This window comes from Paraburkholderia sp. GAS32 (assembly GCF_050434225.1).
GTDB classification, from domain to species: domain Bacteria; phylum Pseudomonadota; class Gammaproteobacteria; order Burkholderiales; family Burkholderiaceae; genus Paraburkholderia; species Paraburkholderia madseniana.
On record NZ_JBNPVS010000004.1, the window covers coordinates 294030 to 309252 of the forward strand.

The 15223-nt window shown below is 59.7% G+C and carries 16 protein-coding genes; 6 read left to right on the forward strand and 10 right to left on the reverse strand.

Annotated features, from left to right (window positions below; all coding sequences use genetic code 11):
• Window positions 1-265 precede the first annotated feature (265 nt).
• From P3T25_RS07150 to P3T25_RS07160, 3 genes are all read right to left on the reverse strand, one after another.
• Window positions 266-787, reverse strand: coding sequence for a 6,7-dimethyl-8-ribityllumazine synthase (locus P3T25_RS07150; protein WP_429357814.1), 522 nt, complete (start codon window positions 785-787; stop codon window positions 266-268).
• Window positions 788-813: 26 nt separating this feature from the next.
• Window positions 814-1956: an alkene reductase gene (locus tag P3T25_RS07155; protein WP_429357765.1), complete on the reverse strand. Its 1143-nt coding sequence runs from the start codon at window positions 1954-1956 to the stop codon at window positions 814-816.
• A 229-nt stretch (window positions 1957-2185) separates the two neighbouring features.
• Entirely contained in the window at window positions 2186-3634 is a 1449-nt protein-coding gene (locus tag P3T25_RS07160) for an aldehyde dehydrogenase family protein (RefSeq protein WP_429357766.1), read from the reverse strand.
• Window positions 3635-3866: 232 nt separating this feature from the next.
• Here P3T25_RS07160 and P3T25_RS07165 point away from each other — a divergent pair, with 232 nt between their 5' ends.
• Window positions 3867-4541: a peroxiredoxin-like family protein gene (locus P3T25_RS07165; RefSeq protein WP_429357767.1), complete on the forward strand. Its 675-nt coding sequence runs from the start codon at window positions 3867-3869 to the stop codon at window positions 4539-4541.
• A 90-nt stretch (window positions 4542-4631) separates the two neighbouring features.
• Entirely contained in the window at window positions 4632-5354 is a 723-nt protein-coding gene (locus tag P3T25_RS07170; RefSeq protein ID WP_429357768.1) for an SDR family oxidoreductase, read from the forward strand.
• Here P3T25_RS07170 and P3T25_RS07175 read toward each other — a convergent pair.
• Window positions 5303-6235 carry a LysR family transcriptional regulator gene (locus P3T25_RS07175; RefSeq protein WP_429357769.1) on the reverse strand — a complete coding sequence of 311 codons (933 nt, stop codon included), beginning with the start codon at window positions 6233-6235 and terminating at the stop codon, window positions 5303-5305. The genes P3T25_RS07170 and P3T25_RS07175 overlap by 52 nt on opposite strands.
• A 431-nt stretch (window positions 6236-6666) precedes the next feature.
• Between P3T25_RS07175 and P3T25_RS07180 the strand changes: the two genes are divergently transcribed.
• Complete coding sequence (locus P3T25_RS07180; protein ID WP_429357770.1) at window positions 6667-7770, forward strand: alkene reductase; 1104 nt, start codon at window positions 6667-6669, stop codon at window positions 7768-7770.
• A gap of 238 nt (window positions 7771-8008) precedes the next feature.
• On the opposite strand, the gene P3T25_RS07185 is transcribed toward P3T25_RS07180, so the two are convergent.
• The 4 genes from P3T25_RS07185 to P3T25_RS07200 all read right to left on the reverse strand — a co-directional run bounded on the left by P3T25_RS07185 (window position 8009) and on the right by P3T25_RS07200 (window position 12539).
• Entirely contained in the window at window positions 8009-8596 is a 588-nt protein-coding gene (locus P3T25_RS07185) for a PqiC family protein (RefSeq protein ID WP_429357771.1), read from the reverse strand.
• Entirely contained in the window at window positions 8593-10212 is a 1620-nt protein-coding gene (locus P3T25_RS07190; RefSeq protein WP_429357815.1) for an intermembrane transport protein PqiB, read from the reverse strand. Before P3T25_RS07190 ends, P3T25_RS07185 begins: the two co-directional genes overlap by 4 nt.
• A gap of 1 nt (window position 10213) precedes the next feature.
• Window positions 10214-11491 (reverse strand): paraquat-inducible protein A, encoded by a 1278-nt coding sequence (locus P3T25_RS07195; RefSeq protein ID WP_429357772.1) that lies wholly within the window; start codon window positions 11489-11491, stop codon window positions 10214-10216.
• A gap of 451 nt (window positions 11492-11942) precedes the next feature.
• Window positions 11943-12539, reverse strand: coding sequence for a TetR family transcriptional regulator (locus P3T25_RS07200; RefSeq protein ID WP_429357773.1), 597 nt, complete (start codon window positions 12537-12539; stop codon window positions 11943-11945).
• Between the two features lie 295 nt (window positions 12540-12834).
• Here P3T25_RS07200 and P3T25_RS07205 point away from each other — a divergent pair, with 295 nt between their 5' ends.
• Both P3T25_RS07205 and P3T25_RS07210 read left to right on the forward strand, forming a co-directional pair.
• Window positions 12835-13497 (forward strand): DUF3313 domain-containing protein, encoded by a 663-nt coding sequence (locus P3T25_RS07205; RefSeq protein WP_429357774.1) that lies wholly within the window; start codon window positions 12835-12837, stop codon window positions 13495-13497.
• Window positions 13498-13629: 132 nt separating this feature from the next.
• A complete protein-coding gene (locus P3T25_RS07210; protein ID WP_266241620.1) occupies window positions 13630-13851 on the forward strand; it encodes a hypothetical protein in 222 nt (73 codons plus the stop codon).
• Between the two features lie 19 nt (window positions 13852-13870).
• Here P3T25_RS07210 and P3T25_RS07215 read toward each other — a convergent pair whose 3' ends face one another.
• Entirely contained in the window at window positions 13871-14368 is a 498-nt protein-coding gene (locus P3T25_RS07215; RefSeq protein WP_154562539.1) for a hypothetical protein, read from the reverse strand.
• Complete coding sequence (locus P3T25_RS07220; RefSeq protein WP_154562537.1) at window positions 14365-14514, reverse strand: hypothetical protein; 150 nt, start codon at window positions 14512-14514, stop codon at window positions 14365-14367. The genes P3T25_RS07215 and P3T25_RS07220 overlap by 4 nt, the downstream gene beginning before the upstream one ends.
• Before the next feature lie 241 nt (window positions 14515-14755).
• Between P3T25_RS07220 and P3T25_RS07225 the strand changes: the two genes are divergently transcribed.
• Window positions 14756-15019, forward strand: a complete 264-nt coding sequence (locus P3T25_RS07225) for a DUF1488 family protein (RefSeq protein WP_166618231.1) — start codon at window positions 14756-14758, stop codon at window positions 15017-15019.
• Window positions 15020-15223: the final 204 nt, after the last annotated feature.

A 15223-nucleotide genomic window follows, 5' to 3' on the forward strand; every position in this document is an offset into this window, starting at 1 on the left:
AGGTCCCTCGAGGACAACGGCCGCCAGTTGATCGACGCGGTGACGATCTTCCGCCTTGACGGTACGCTTCACGGTCAGCCGATGCAGGCCCGAGCGGCCCCGCCACCCAAGGCTCCGGTCGTAAGGGCACAAGAGCCCCAAACCTCTGCAGCGAGGGCGGCCACACCGGTGCCGGCAACGGCTCACTCGCGGACAGAAGGCTGGGAAACGTTCTGACTGGCAAATGCGGCGGCCGCTCGCATGCGCTCGCCGTTCGCTTCCTCCCTCAGGCCGCTTGCGCCGCCGGCGCGCACTCGAGCGAGTTGCGCAATGCAGCGATCACTTCCACTGTCTGGATGCAGGCGCGAGCGACCTCGACGCCTTTCACTTCGAAGTGTGCGAGGAAGAAATTCGTGTGCTCCTCCGAGCTGTGGAAGTGATGCGGTGTCAACACGGCGGACAGGACCGGTGTTCCGGTTTCCAGTTGCACCTGCATCAGTCCGGAGATGACGGCCTGACCCACGAATTCGTGGCGATAGATCCCGCCATCAACAACCAGCCCGGCGCAAACCACCGCCGCATACTTGCCGCTCTGCGCAAGAATTTTAGCGTGCAGCGGGATTTCGAATGCTCCGGCAACTTCGAAGAAATCGCAGTCCGATTCGGCATAACCAGCCTGAGCAAGTTCCGCGACGAACGAGGTTCGACAACGATCGACGATGTCTTTATGCCAGCAGGCCTGGACGAAGGCGATGCGCTGGGAGCGCGATGAAGATGGTGTGTGAGTAGTCGTGTGAGGATTTGACATAGCGTGCTGTGCCGGTGAATGGTCGCTTATGGAGTAAGCGCACTTTCTTCCGCCGTCGTGGCGGTGCCGCTCCACGTCGGGTAATCGCCGTATCCGCGTTCGGTGCCGCCGAACAGCGTACTTCCGTCGAAGCCGGCAAGCGGTAGACCCTCGGCCAGGCGGCGAGGAAAGTCGGGGTTCGCGACGAACGGGCGGCCGAAGGCGACCAGGTCCGCATAGCCGTGCGACAGAACCCACTCGGCGCGGGTCGAGTCGTACTTGCCGGCAACAATGACTGGGCGCGTAAAACGTTCGCGGATGGCCTTGCGGAATGCTTCGGTGAACTGAGGGGCATCGTCCCAGTCGGCTTCGACGAGATGCAGATAGGCAATGCCACGCGCCTGCAGAAACTCGGCTGCTTCGAGAATCGTCGGCAGGATGTCCGGGCAGTCCATGCCGCGGGCGGTCAGGAACGGCGCGAGACGGATGGCGGTGTGCTCCGCGCCGACTTCCTCGGCCACGGCGTTGACCACATCCTTCAGAAAGCGCAGCCGGTTTTCACGCGAGCCGCCGTATTCGTCGGTGCGTGTGTTGGAGGTCGTGCGCAGGAACTGGTCGACCAGATAACCGTTCGCGCCGTGAATCTCCACGCCGTCGAAGCCCGCGTCCACCGCGTTGCGCGCCGCGCGGCGGAAGTCGGCCACGACATCCCGAATTTCCTCGACGGACAACGCACGTGGGGTCGGACACGCGACCATAGCGCCTATGCCCGTTGCCGCGTCCACTTTCCAGATCTGACCGTTGAAGGGAATGGCGGACGGTGCGACAGGCAGTTCGCCGTCGTGGAAGTCCGGATGGGACATACGCCCGACGTGCCACAGTTGCAGGAATATCCGGCCGCCGGCGGCGTGAACCGCATCGGTGACGAGACGCCATCCCGCGACCTGCGCGGCGCTATAAATGCCCGGCGTGAACGAATAGCCCTTGCCCTGCGGAGAAATCTGCGTGGCCTCGGTGACGATCAATGCGGCCGATGCGCGCTGCGCGTAGTAGCGCGCCATCATCGCATTGGGCACGTCGCCCGGCTGCGTGCTGCGCGAGCGTGTCATCGGCGCCATGACGACCCGGTGCGGGAGCTGGAACTGTGAAACAACGGTCGGCGTGAAGAGTGACGAAGCGGTGGATGTCATGGTGGAAATCTCTGGGGGCGTGAGGTAATGAAGAGTCGCGGATTGAAGAAGTGAGCCCATTGTGTACACGCGAACCAATTTTGATAATTGGCCTATCTTTTGAAGGATTTTCAAAAAATATGGGAATATCGTGGAAAGGCTCGCCGATATCCGGCTCTTCGTTGAGGCAGCAAACCCTGGCGGTCTTTCCGCTGCCGGCGCACGCCGGGTTTGCAGCCGCCGGTTTCTGTTACGCGCGGTGGAAGACCTGAAGGATCTGCTTGTACTCGAGGAAATCGTCGATGCCGGCGAGCCCGCCGAGCCGGCCCTGGCCGCTGTTCTTGAAGCCGCCTTCCTCGAATTCGACCTGCATGCCCGCCCACTCGTTGATGCAAATGTGGCCGGCGTCGAGCTGACGCGCCACGCGGATCGGCCGGTCCGCGTCCCGCGTCCAGATGCAAGCGCTCAGGCCATACTCGCTATCGTTGGCGAGTGCGATGGCTTCGTCTTCCGTGTCGAACACCTGAAGCGTCTGAACCGGACCGAACACTTCGTCGCGCGAGATGGCGAGACCCGACGCGGGCACTTCCAGCAGCGTGGGGCGGTAAAAGGCGCCCGCCGCGAGTGGCCCTTCGACAATCGGGCCGCCTCGCACGACGGCCGTCGCACCTTCCGCCAGCGCGGCCGCGACCATCCGGTCGACCCGCTCGACCGACGCGCGGTCGATGAGCGGACCCATCTGGCTTGATGCATCGGCGGATGCACCGGGCTGCACAGCGGCGAGTCGTTCCGCCAGCAGGTTCTTGAACTGCTCCGCGACTCCGCGCTGAACCAGAATGCGGCTGCCCGTCACGCAGAACTGACCTGCGAACACGGTGGACGATGCCGCGATGGTCGGCACCGCCTGTGCGAGATCCGCGTCGTCGAAAACCAGATGCGGCGTCTTTCCGCCAAGTTCGAGTCCGACCCGCTTGAAGCGGGCGGCGGCCGCCGTGGCGATTGCACGTCCGGTTGAGGTGCTGCCCGTGAAGTTGATGACCGGGACATCGAGTGAGTCGACGAGGAACTTCACGCCGTCCGCACCGCTTTCGACGAACAGATTGATTGCCCCTCGGGGAATTTCCGGCACGCTCGCGAGTATCTCGGCCGAGAGCTGCGCGGTCTGTGCCGCCTGGGCCGGCAGCTTGACGACTGCGGTGCAGCCTGCCGCGAGCGCGGGTGCCAGCGCGCGGACCAGCAGATAGGCCGGCGAATTCCATGGCACGATCAGCCCCGCCACGCCCACGGGCTGGCGGAGCACCATCGACTGCGTTCCGGGGCGCGGCTCCGAGACCCGCCCAAATGTATGGAGCGCGAGGCCGGACGCAAACCGTAGCGCGCGCACGATCTGCATGGCTTCAAAGCCGGCTTCGACCTTGGGCTTGCCGTTTTCGATTGAGAGGCAGTCGATGATGTCCTGGGCACGTTGCTCGTAGGCATCGGCGAGATGGCTCAGAGCGCTCGCGCGCTTCATCGGATCGACTTTCCAGTCGGTCTCGAGAAAGGTCCTACGGGCGGCCGCGACGGCGCGCTTCGCTTCGTCGAGTCCGCCGTCGAAATACGATGCGAATGCCTGGCCGGTTGCCGGGTCGATGCTTTCCCGGGGCGTGCCGGTTTCCAGCCATTCGCCGTCTATCCAGTGTGTTGCCTGTCGTTCCACGAAAAGTCCTGTTGCTAGGTTGTGAGTCGACTGAGGCTATCTTCGTCCCGGCAATGCGATAAGCGGGTCATGGGAAAAAACAGTTTCAATCAGTGATGAGAAGCGCGCCGGCGCCTCCCATGCCCAGCAGGAATGACAGTTATGCAATCGCGCTGTCTTCTCCGGCGGTTTGCATTGACGGACTATCCCTCCCACGCAATGTGCGTTGAACATCATCAGGAAGGAGATTGTCATGTCACTTCAAGCCAGGCTCGATGCATTCAAGGCCGATTTCAAAGGCGGTAAAGCCCCATTCTTTGCACTGCCGGAAATCCATCCGGTCATGGAACGTGCGACGGCCGAACTCGTGGCGTCCGGCCAGGCCGCACGCGCGCTCAAAGCAGGCGACCTAGCACCGGAATTTACCCTCAATGATCCGGAGGGCAAACCCGTGTCGTCTGTCGAGCTGCTGAAGCAGGGGCCGCTCGTAATCAGCTTCTACCGCGGCGTATGGTGCCCGTATTGCAATCTTGAACTGACGGCCCTGGAAGAAGCGCTGCCGTCGTTCAAGGCCGAAGGTGCAAGTCTGGTTGCGATCTCCCCGCAGAATGCCGTGAACAGCCGCAAATCGGTCCGCACCAACAAGCTGAACTTCCCGATCCTGAGCGACACGCACAATGATGTGGCCGCCGCATTCGGCATCCGCTTTGCTTTGCCGGACTATCTCGTGGATCTGTACAAGAACCTCAAAAACGATCTGCCGGCGTTCAACGGAGACGACAGTTGGACGTTGCCGATGCCGGCGCGCTACGTGGTCGGGCAAGACGGAACGATCCTGTACTCGGAAGTCAACCCTGACTATACGCACCGTCCGGAGCCCCAGGATATGTTGCCGGTTCTCCGCAAGAAGGTCGCTTCGGCGTCCTGATTCGGTCCTGATTCGGTCCTGTTTCGTTCCCGGCCGTGAACCGCCGGGAACGATTGGACAGGCAAGCTGGTACATCAACATCGAGGCAATATGAAATCACGCACTTTTCTTGTAACCGGTGCCAGCAAAGGCATCGGCAGAGCCGTCGCAGCGCGGCTGAGCGCAGACGGGCACCGGGTTGTGGGACTGGCACGCCAGGCAGACGACCCTGGCTTCCCAGGAACGCTCGTGCCTGTCGACCTGTCCGACCGCGTGAAAACGCAGGCTGTGCTCGATAGGCTTGTGGCGGAATACAAGTTCGACGGCCTGGTCAATAACGTTGGGCTGGTCAAACCGCAGAGGCTGGGCGCCATCGATCTGGACACGCTCGACTCCGTCATATCGCTCAATCTGCATCCGGCTGTACAGGCGGCGCAAGCACTCCTGCCCAATATGAGCGCCCAAGGCTGGGGGCGAATCGTCAACATAACGAGCCTCACTGTCCTTGGCATCGTGGAGCGCACGGCTTATGCCGCCGCCAAGTCCGCCCTGGTGAGTTTTTCGCGCTCCTGGGCGCTTGAGCTGGCGACCACTGGCATCACAGTCAATTCCGTCGCACCCGGTCCCACGGAAACCGAACTGTTTAGAGCCAACAACGCGCCAGGAAGCGAAGGGGAGCAGCGCTATCTCGCCGCCGTCCCAATGAAACGCTTCGGCAAGCCTGACGAGATTGCTGCAGCCATCACTTTCCTGCTGTCCGATGACGCTGCTTTCATTACGGGTCAAACGTTGTTTGTCGATGGCGGCGCTTCGATTGGCAAGGCGTCAATCTGAGGGCCGAATATCTCCTCAATCCAGGCAACGAAAGCGCGTGCCTTTGCACTGACCATGCGCCCACTGGGAAAAACTGCCCACAGGTCGATACCCGGCAATTCCCAGTCGGGCAGCACGCGTTTGACGGCACCACTTGTGAGTTCCGGCGTGAACATCCATTCCGAAGCGATCGCGACGCCCATGTCGGCGAGCACGGCCGCGCGCACGCCTTCCGCGGCGTTCACGCGGACGCGCCCGGCGACGACAATTGACGTTTCCGAATTGCCTTGCTTGAACGACCACACGCTTCCGCCGCCGCCCTGCTCATACACGATCGCCTGATGCGATAGCAGATCCGCAGGGACCCGCGGTTCGCCGGCTTTTGCGAACCACGCTGGCGTGCCGACGACGCAACGTCGACCGTGACCGACCTTGCGTGCAGTCATGTTCGAGTCGCCAAGCACCCCCATCCTGAGTGCAACGTCGATGCCGCGCTCCAGCAGATCGATGTTTTCATCGTCGAGCACAATGTCGATGTTGAGTTCAGGGTGTCGATCAAGAAATGTCTGAAGCCGTGGAAGGATGTGAATTCGCGCAAAGGTCACCGCTGCTGAAATCCTGAGACGACCCGAGAGGGCGCCAGCCGATCCTCTTGCCGCAACCTCCGCCTCGTCCGCCTCTTCGATCGCCCGCTTTGCGCGCTCGTAAAATGCGTGGCCTGCTTCGGTCGGCGTCAGCCCGCGCGTCGAGCGAAGCAGCAGTCGAACCGCGAGCCGCTCTTCGAGTTGCGCGATGGACTTGGAAACGGCGGGCTGCCCAACGTTCAGCAACCGCGCTGCCGCCGAAAAAGAACCGGACTCCACCACACACACAAACGTTTCCATCGCTGTCAGTCGGTCCACGGTCGTTCCTCCTGGAACGGATGTCTGGGGCTCGAGCGTCGCACCGTCAAACACGCGCGACGAAACCTGCTTGCCGGAAGATACACCACCGCGCCACGTTGTTTTCCGTAGCGTCGGCATAACACTCATGCCGCACAGGCATACGGTAACGCGTTCTTATCCTCAGCGCTTTCCCTTGCGCCGTAAGCTGTTCACCGATAGAGACGAAGTTCGCCCGATATGCCCCAAGGGAACGAGTGTTATGCAGTCGCGCTGCCTACCCTGACCCGTTCAATTCAACGACGATGTTTCTGTGTCCGGCGAACCGCTACCAGGAACTCGTCTGACAGCAAATCGCCGTTGTGGCTCGCCCGGCAGTTGCAAGAGCCATCGAACGTGTTACCGCACTCGTACCGCAAGCCGGTGCTAACTGATCCGCAAGGAGTAACTCCATGAGCAAGCTGTTTTCAGCCGTCAAAGTGGGCCCCTACACGCTTTCCCATCGCGTCGCGATGGCGCCATTGACACGCATGCGTTCGGAGCCCGGCGACGTGCCGGGCGATCTGATGGTTGAGTACTACACGCAGCGCGCAACCGAAGGTGGTCTCATCGTCACTGAGGCAACCCCCGTTTCGGTACAAGGCTACGGCTATGCAATGGCCCCCGGAATCTACTCCGACGATCAGATTGCAGGGTGGCGCCGGATCACGGATGCCGTGCACGCCAAAGGCGCTCGCATCTTCCTGCAGTTGTGGCATGTTGGCCGTCAGTCTCACCCCGATCTTCAGCCCGGTGGTGCGGCGCCCGTCGCTCCGTCGGCGCTGAGAGCTGAAGGCCATGCGTATTCGGTGAACGGCGAAGTCGAATTCTCGATGCCCCGTGCACTTGAGTTGCACGAAATCCCCGCCATTATCGAGGACTTCCGCAGAGGTGCCGAGCGGGCACTGCGCGCGGGCTTCGACGGTGTCGAGCTGCACGGCGCAAACGGCTACTTGCCGGACCAGTTTCTCCAGGACGGTTCGAATGCTCGCACCGACGAGTACGGTGGACCGATTGAAAATCGCGCCCGCTTCTTCCTCGAAGTGACGGACGCACTGATTTCGGTGTGGGGAGCGGATCGGGTTGGCGTGCGCATTGCACCGAGCGGCACCTATGGCTCGATGTATGACAGCGATCCGGAAACCACCTTCGGTTACGTGACGGAGCAGTTGGACAAGCGTGGCATCGGCTATCTCCACGTGGTCGAGCCGCGCATCAAGGGCACGGAGACGATCGGCGAAGTTCACGATCCGGTCGCGGCGCGCCATCTGCGCCCGAAGTTCACCGGCACGCTAATCGCTGCAGGCGGTTTCACGAAAGAGACTGCGGACGCGATCATCGAAGCGGGCCACGCGGACATCGTAGCGTTTGGCCGCCACTTCATCGCCAACCCCGATCTGCCGGAGCGCCTGCGGTTGAATCTGCCACTCAACCGGTACGACCGTAGTACTTTTTATGGCGGCGACGCACGCGGTTACACCGACTATCCGTTCCATGCTGAAACGCAGGCGGCGTAATTCTGCACCTCACCATTCAGACCAGGAAGGGCGGATTCCGGTATTTGACTCCCTTCACGCAAGTACGGCCTGAACGACGCAGCGACCGGTGCTAACGTAGTGCCGGTCGCTGCGCTATCCACTTCGGCATGGCAGGGCGACGGGTTCCAATCTACCGACGGGTTCCAATCTACCTTGTGATCTTCATAAAGAACTAGCGGGCGTATTCTCCTGACGCGAAAGCGCGCACCTTGCGCTTTCATAACCGCAAAGCAGATTGCGTCGCCGCAGCGATATCCTTCGCCACGGACAACAGAGCTCGGCTGTGCGCTTTGACCAAGCCGTCGTAACCTGACCCGACAGCGGTCTCATGGACGAAAGAACGTCCTGCAATCTGCTTTCCTCCGTTTGGAGGACGCACCGACCAGATAACGGCCAGCATCACCGTACCGTCCGCCGATGAATCGAAGTTCTGCACGTCAACCGTTACGCGGTAGGCGTTGTCGTTCGCGCGCTGTGGAAAAGTCGATACGATCGCCCCTGGAATGATCTCCGCCAGATCCGCAGCGAGTACGCGGGGAATCTGACTCTTCAATGGATCGGCCCAGCGCGCAAACTCGTCGATACGGACGCGGTTCGCATCGAGCTTCGTGACTATTTGCGAACGATCGACCAGTTCGGGAACCGTAACCAGATCTATTGCGATTGCAATTGGACTAGCGCCTGGCGACTGTTCAATATGCTGGACAGCGCTCAATGTGTAGAACGCCGGCGTCGGCGACGTTGCGCATCCAGTGGCAAGAACAAGCGCAATCATCGACACAGGTAATGCTGAACGTCGGCTCATGGCTTGTCCTCGGTTTTGCCGCGGATCAGCGCTTCGGGATGACGTTCGAGGTATTCCGCAAGCGAACGGATCGAGGCGGCAGCCTGCGAGACCTCGCGCATGGTGTCGGCGGTGCTTTGCTGAAGTGGCGAATCGCTTTGCATCGTGCGATTCACGGACGCGAGTGCTTCACGGGCTGCGGCCATCGTCGTTTTTGCGTCAGGTGCAATATCCGTATTGATCGTATTCAGCAGCGTGTCCGCGTCACCCAGTGTCTTGCGCAGGTCCGTGGCTATTCCTTCAAACGGAATGCGGTTCAGCTTCGCGACGAGATCGGTAATCGATTCCTGAAGCCCCTGCAGATTGCCTGGCACCGTAGGCAGTTGCGGCGTCTTTTTACTCCAGTCCATGGTCACTTTCGGCGCGGAGGGGAAGAAATCGATTGCGATGTACAGTTGTCCGGTCAGCAGACTCGCTGTCCTCAGTTGTGCCCGCAGCCCCTTTGAGATCAGGTAGTCCGCGAATTCCTTTCGAGCCGAGGATATTTGACCACCTTGGTCTTTCCATTCGTCGCGTGGAATGAGGCGCTCCGGGAAAATGTTGACTTCGACCGGAATGCTGAATTCCCGCGTAGCCGGATCGAAGTGTGTGTTGATCGCCGATACCTCGCCGATGACGATCCCGCGGAAGTCGATGGGTGCTCCCACGGTGAGCCCACGCACAGACTCCTTGAAGTTCAACACGTACTTATCGGTGATTGAGTCATGCCGCTTCATCGCTTCTGTTCGATTGGGGAAAAGCGGGTACTGGTGCAGGGCATCGGCTTCAACCCCAGTCTTTGTGTCGGGTGGACTCTCGAATGCAAGGCCACCAATCAGGATCGATACCAAAGATTCGGTGTCCACCTTCACGCCCGTCGTATCAACTGTCACATCGACGCCGCTTGCATGCCAGAAACGGGTGTCGTTCGTCACATACTTGTCGTAAGGTGCATTGACAAAGACGTGAACGATCATCCCCGCGCCTTCGGGATCGAGTGCATAGGAGACGATCTGGCCAACCTGAAGCCTTCGGAAAAACACCGGCGAACCGATATCGAGTGAGCCGAGGTTTTCACTTTTAAGCACGAACTCCCGCCCCGGCGCACCGGAAGCGAGTACTGGCGGTGACTCGAGTCCGACGAAATCGCGTCGCGCCTTTTGCGATGTACCGATATCCATTCCGACGTGTGAACCGGACAACAACGTACCGATGCCCGATACCGTGCCGCCCGATATACGCGGCCGAACGACCCAGAAGCGGGTATCGTCGACGAGCATGCTGGACGCGTTGCGGGACATTTCGGCGCTTGCAAGCACTGTCTTGTGATCGTCGGAGAGTTCAACGTTCCTGATTACGCCAATATCGACGTTCTTGAACTTGATCTTCGTCTTGCCGGCCTCAATACCCTCGCCGGTGGAAAACCTGATCGTGATGGTCGGGCCTGTTTGCATGACGGACTTCACGGCCAGCCAACCGGCGATCAGCACGGCGACAATGGGCACCAGCCACACGAGCTGCATGCGCCACTTCGAATGTTTGACAGCAACGGCGCTCGGAAAACCGGACGTATCCTGATCCTCTTTCTGTCCGGACAATTCATTCACGTTCTGACTCCACTGCGTCCCAGATGAGCCGCGGGTCGAACGACAACGCCGCGAACATGGTCAGTACAACCACCGCGCCGAAGGCAATCGATCCGGAACCCGCGTCGATTGTTGCGATCGAACCGAATTGCACGAACGCGACAAGGATGGTGATCACGTAGATATCGAGCATCGACCAGCGACCGACAAACTCAATCAATCGATAAATACGCGTGCGTTGGTGAGGAATTCGCGGAGAGCGCAACTGGGTACTCCACGCGAGATAGGCTAACGAAAGAATCTTGAGCACGGGCACCACGATGCTTGCGATGAAAACGATTATTGCCAGCAACCACGATCCGGAGGTCCAGAGCAACACGATGCCGCTCAGGATCGTGTCGGAGCGGGCGCCAAATAAGGTACTGGTGACCATGACCGGCAGGAGAATGGCGGGGATGTAAAGGATCATCGCGGCGAACAGGAATGCCCACGTGCGACCCAGACTATTGGGCTTGCGCGAGTGCAGCACCGCGCCACAACGTGGGCAGATTCCGGCGTGGACATGGGGGAACAGCGGCTTTGAGAGCAGGCCGCAATCGTGACAGGCGAACAGACCTGCGCGCGCGGCGGTTGCTGCCGTGATGCTTGCATTCTGCGCGTGTGACATGTCGGCGTCGCCTCGCATCGTGTCGATTCGGGCCCATAGTTCACGGGGGTTAAACGCAACAGTCGCCGCGGCAAGCAGAATCATCACGGCTCCGAACGCCCACGCACCCACCCCGGGTACGACTGTCGCGATGTGCTGGAGTTTGACGAGCGCGATCAGCATGCCGACCATCAGCACCTCGATCATTCCCCATGGCGCAACGTGCCGCAGCACGCGAAGAACGATTTCAGGTTTGTGAGGAAATCCGCCCGTATGCAACGGCAGGAGAAGATAGATCACCGCTGCGATGTTCAATGAAGGCATCAGGAGTGTTGTCACGAACACAAGGCCTGCGATCGGCCACATGCCATCTGCGTAAAGCGCGGAAGCGGCGCCGAAAAGGGTGGTTTCGACAGATGCCCCATTGATCCAGAGTTCAAAGATCGGAAAGCGGTTGGCAACAACGAAGAGAATCGCCGCGGCCAAGGTGAACGCCAGTGCCCACTCGTGCGACATCGGCACGTTTCGGTATCGGTAGAGTGCGGCGCCACATCGTTGACATCGCGCAGCACCGCGCTCAACTAGCGGCGTTTCTCGCTGAAGGAAGTCACATTCGTGACATGCGATCAAGTTGTCTCTATTCATCTTCTGCATCCGCTCGTGGAAACACGATCCAGAAACGCCCCAAGCTGACTTTCGGGGTGAGGGTCGTAAGGGAGTAGACATCGGCTAACTCGACGGGGCTGGGCCCGATTGGCCGTTGCCTTCACACGTGTCTTTCTGGGAGGTCCCAGAGCTGACGATTCAGGTGAGGGCTCAGCTTAGCACTGCAAATACTGCATGTAAACCGGATAGACGGTTTGTATTATGCGGGCAGTGTCACTGCAACCAGGGCAATGCGCACGCGTTCGAAGTGTTGTGCTCGCGACGCAACGGGTCGAGGTGATCCACGACCTGGGGCGTGTGAAAACGCCACCGATCACCTAACCGAGAGGTGATTGGTACGCGGTCACGCTGTATTGAACGGCGCGTTCGGCGCAGCGTGGCTAATCAGTCAACGCTCGCCGATCACGCGTTCCCTGCGCGCCAGCGGCGGTTAGCGGGCTGACCGCTTACGAGGCTTGGGTTGTGGAATCTGCGCCGGCCAGCTCTCTTCATCAAGAAGACGATCGAATAGTCTGTTCCGTGCCGAATTGCTCAATTGCGACAGTCCCATCAAGGAATGAAATGCGAGACCGCTGGCCGCAAAGTATCGCAACAATGACAAGTCGAGGTCAGGCGCCTCGTCCTGCAACGCCTTCATTTTTGCCGTGTCAGACGCCTTGATGCTTTCGAGTAATTCAGGACTCTCGACGAGCGCTGCAAGAATGGCCCGTGCCACGGAATGCGGTTGATTCGAGGATTCCCGATACATTGCAATCTGGGCTGCAAGCGTTGGTTCAGCCTTCGATGCGCCTTCCTTCGCCATATATTCGCGTCCGATTTGCTCGAACTGAATCTGATGCTGTTCCAACAGCGCGCACAGCACGCCGTGCTTCGTGCGGAACTGATGAAGCAGTCCACCCTTGCTGATACCACTCTCACGCGACAGCGAATCGAACGTAAGCCCTCCAACACCATCTCGGGTGAGGATGGTGAAAGCGGCAGCAATCGCCTTTTTGCGGGAAATCTCCGAGCGGGTCTGGTTATCCATTATCGATATTGATGACGTTGCGACGATTGCAGCGCGCACCTGATCGCTGGCGCGCCTCTCTTCTGTTTGTGGACAAATAGCCGGCTGCAACACACTGCTGGCGAATGGCCCTAGGTGCCGCCGCCGGAGCAGGCGTTTTCCTGACGAAGCGTAATTGTACGCCCTCGATTTTTTAATGTACAGACCGTCTGGACGGTTTACATCTTGTTCCGCCGATGCTACTGTGGCGACCTGATCAGTTCTCGCCTGAACTGAGCGCCACCTGGCACTTAACTGGGCTTTCGAGGAAACCTAAATGTTCAAGAACAAACTAGTCCCGCTTCTTTTCGCTGGAGTAGCGGTGCTAACCCTGACAGCGTGTGCCGGCGTGCAACCGGTGGTCTACACGGGCATCGCATCGTCGTCGCAGTTGAAGCAGAACCGCGATGACGACTCAGGCAAGGTTCCCTACAAGTACGCCACTTCGGTTGCCTGGCCTCAATACACGCAGGTGATAGTGGACCCGGTCACCGTGTACCAAGGGAGCGACAACCAGTTCGGCAACCTGAAGGAAGCCGACAAGGCGGCGCTCGCCGATTACATGGGGAAGACGTTCTCCGAAAAACTCGCGAAACGGTTCAGCGTTGCGAACCAGACCGGCCCGAATACGCTGCGGATCAAGCTGACACTCACCGGCGCCGAAAAGACGACGCTACTTGTCGGACAGGTCATGCATTTCGACCTTGCGGGCAATCTCTATAACGGCGTACAGGCAATCCGCGGCGGGCAGGGCGCATTCAGCGGCTCGGTTACTTACTCCGTCGAGGTCTTTGACGGTCCCAGCGGCCGTCTGCTGAAGGCATACGTTTCGAAGCAGTATCCGAATGCCATGAATCTGCCGGCGGCCTTTGGTTCGTTGAGTGCCGCGAAGACCGGCCTCGACAAGGGTGCTGATGCCCTGGTGGAACAGCTTCGTTAACCGGTCTGTCTGTTATCCGGGCATCGCGTGCGGTTCGGCGGATATTCCCAGCGCGCGATAGCTCCGAGTGATGGGCACCGGAACTCGCCGCAGCGATAGCGCGGCTGTTTCGGATGTCTATGAGGTGTGCGAATGCGGCCCTTTGCCGAAGTCGTTGTTTCGTTCGCGCCCCCGCCCTTGATGGTTGCGATCGTTTTCTCGGTCGCGTACCTGCTGGTGGGGATTCCGGTCCATTTCGCGCGCGGCGCAGCCGCCAGGGACTGGCTCGGCACCCTCGCCGGTATTTTCGCGGCACTCGCATACATCGTGCTGGTTGTGGGCTTTTATCCGGGTGTTCAAACGGCGGCACGATAGCCCCCCTTCTTGCCCGAACCTAGCGCGATTTTCGCAAACTGGCCATGATCGTATTGATCTGCGTGTCGAACTGTTCGAACCACAACTGCGTCGCTTCCAGTTGCGCGCTTACCTCCTGAAAGTGGGCTTCACTCGCTTCGACAGCGCGCTCTGCGTCGGCAATCGTCTCGGGGGCAGTTTGCGCGCCAAGCGCAAGCACGGCGAGCGACTCGATCTCGCCGCAGGCGCTATGAGTCTGATCCGTGAGTTCAGTCAGCAGCGCCCTCAACATTTGCAACTGATCGTGCCAGCCGCTTTCTGAGCGACGCAGCTCCTCGATAAAAAGACTGATATCACCGCCCGGGGAAATGTTTGCCAGGGCGGCGGTGCTTTGTCGCAGATGATCCAGCACGGCGAGACAACCCTGGGCGCGCTCGATCAGCCCCTTCGCTCGATCATGCGCTTCAGTCATGCGCGCTTTAAGCGCCGTGACGCGATCGTAAAGCCGCGCCTGTAGGACAAACGTCTGCGGATTCACCGGTAAGTGTCCATCGGTAGGAGTTCGTGGATCGACATGGTTGCGAGCCCGAGGATCGCCATCACACCCATCGCGGCCGTCAGTGTGATGCAGGCACCGAGGACGACAATGATCTTGAGCCGGATGCTGTACGCGAATTGATTCACTTTGTTTCCTTCGGGACGCTTGCAGCGGAAATGGTGTCGCGCTCAAGGAACTGGCGGCGCCTTACCGGGTATACGGCGACATCGCGATACGGCTTGATGTAAGGATTTCCTGATTTTCGACTAGGCATATCCCGCTCATCCGCGTTGCCGTTGATGCCAGCGCGCGTTGACGGAAGAGTCCGTGACGGTTAGATATTTCGTGCTAGGCTTCTTGCACAGCTAGCTGCCAACGGAGGCGATGATGGCTGATAACATCGAAGGCATTAGTGTCGCAAATGACGGTGAGGCTGTTAAGTTCGGCATCAGAGTCGACAGCGTCCATCACTTCTGCATTGTGAGCAGGGAAGTGCTTAAGGAGTTGTCGCAAGCAGGTGCCCACAAAAGCGACTTGTTGCAGGAGTTCGAACGGCACCGCGAGTTGATCAGCGAGAAGGCTGCACTTGCAATTCGAAGCGGTTCGAAGGGAGATCCGCTACCACTTGGCATTGAACTCTTCGTTCCTTAACGTAGATTACAAACCTCATCAGGGGGCTGACATCGGTCCCCCCTTTTGTACTCGACACGCAAATCCACGGGTTGGCGCTCCAGGCAGCACGTCGGATGTGGCAGCACAGCAGAAGGCTCGCCACTTTACGTTCTCCGCATGATCAATGGCTCACATCAACAGCGCAAAAGGCGATAGTAACTATCGGCCGTATTGATCAGTACA

Excerpts from the sequence above, each read along its gene's own strand:
- P3T25_RS07150 (WP_429357814.1), bottom strand. The coding sequence starts at position 787 with ATGTCAAATCCTCACACGACTACTCACACACCATCTTCATCGCGCTCC.
- P3T25_RS07155 (WP_429357765.1), bottom strand. The coding sequence starts at position 1,956 with ATGACATCCACCGCTTCGTCACTCTTCACGCCGACCGTTGTTTCACAG.
- P3T25_RS07165 (WP_429357767.1), top strand. The coding sequence starts at position 3,867 with ATGTCACTTCAAGCCAGGCTCGATGCATTCAAGGCCGATTTCAAAGGC.
- P3T25_RS07170 (WP_429357768.1), top strand. The coding sequence starts at position 4,632 with ATGAAATCACGCACTTTTCTTGTAACCGGTGCCAGCAAAGGCATCGGC.
- P3T25_RS07180 (WP_429357770.1), top strand. The coding sequence starts at position 6,667 with ATGAGCAAGCTGTTTTCAGCCGTCAAAGTGGGCCCCTACACGCTTTCC.
- P3T25_RS07185 (WP_429357771.1), bottom strand. The coding sequence starts at position 8,596 with ATGAGCCGACGTTCAGCATTACCTGTGTCGATGATTGCGCTTGTTCTT.
- P3T25_RS07195 (WP_429357772.1), bottom strand. The coding sequence starts at position 11,491 with ATGAATAGAGACAACTTGATCGCATGTCACGAATGTGACTTCCTTCAG.
- P3T25_RS07200 (WP_429357773.1), bottom strand. The coding sequence starts at position 12,539 with ATGGATAACCAGACCCGCTCGGAGATTTCCCGCAAAAAGGCGATTGCT.
- P3T25_RS07205 (WP_429357774.1), top strand. The coding sequence starts at position 12,835 with ATGTTCAAGAACAAACTAGTCCCGCTTCTTTTCGCTGGAGTAGCGGTG.
- P3T25_RS07210 (WP_266241620.1), top strand. The coding sequence starts at position 13,630 with ATGCGGCCCTTTGCCGAAGTCGTTGTTTCGTTCGCGCCCCCGCCCTTG.
- P3T25_RS07225 (WP_166618231.1), top strand. The coding sequence starts at position 14,756 with ATGGCTGATAACATCGAAGGCATTAGTGTCGCAAATGACGGTGAGGCT.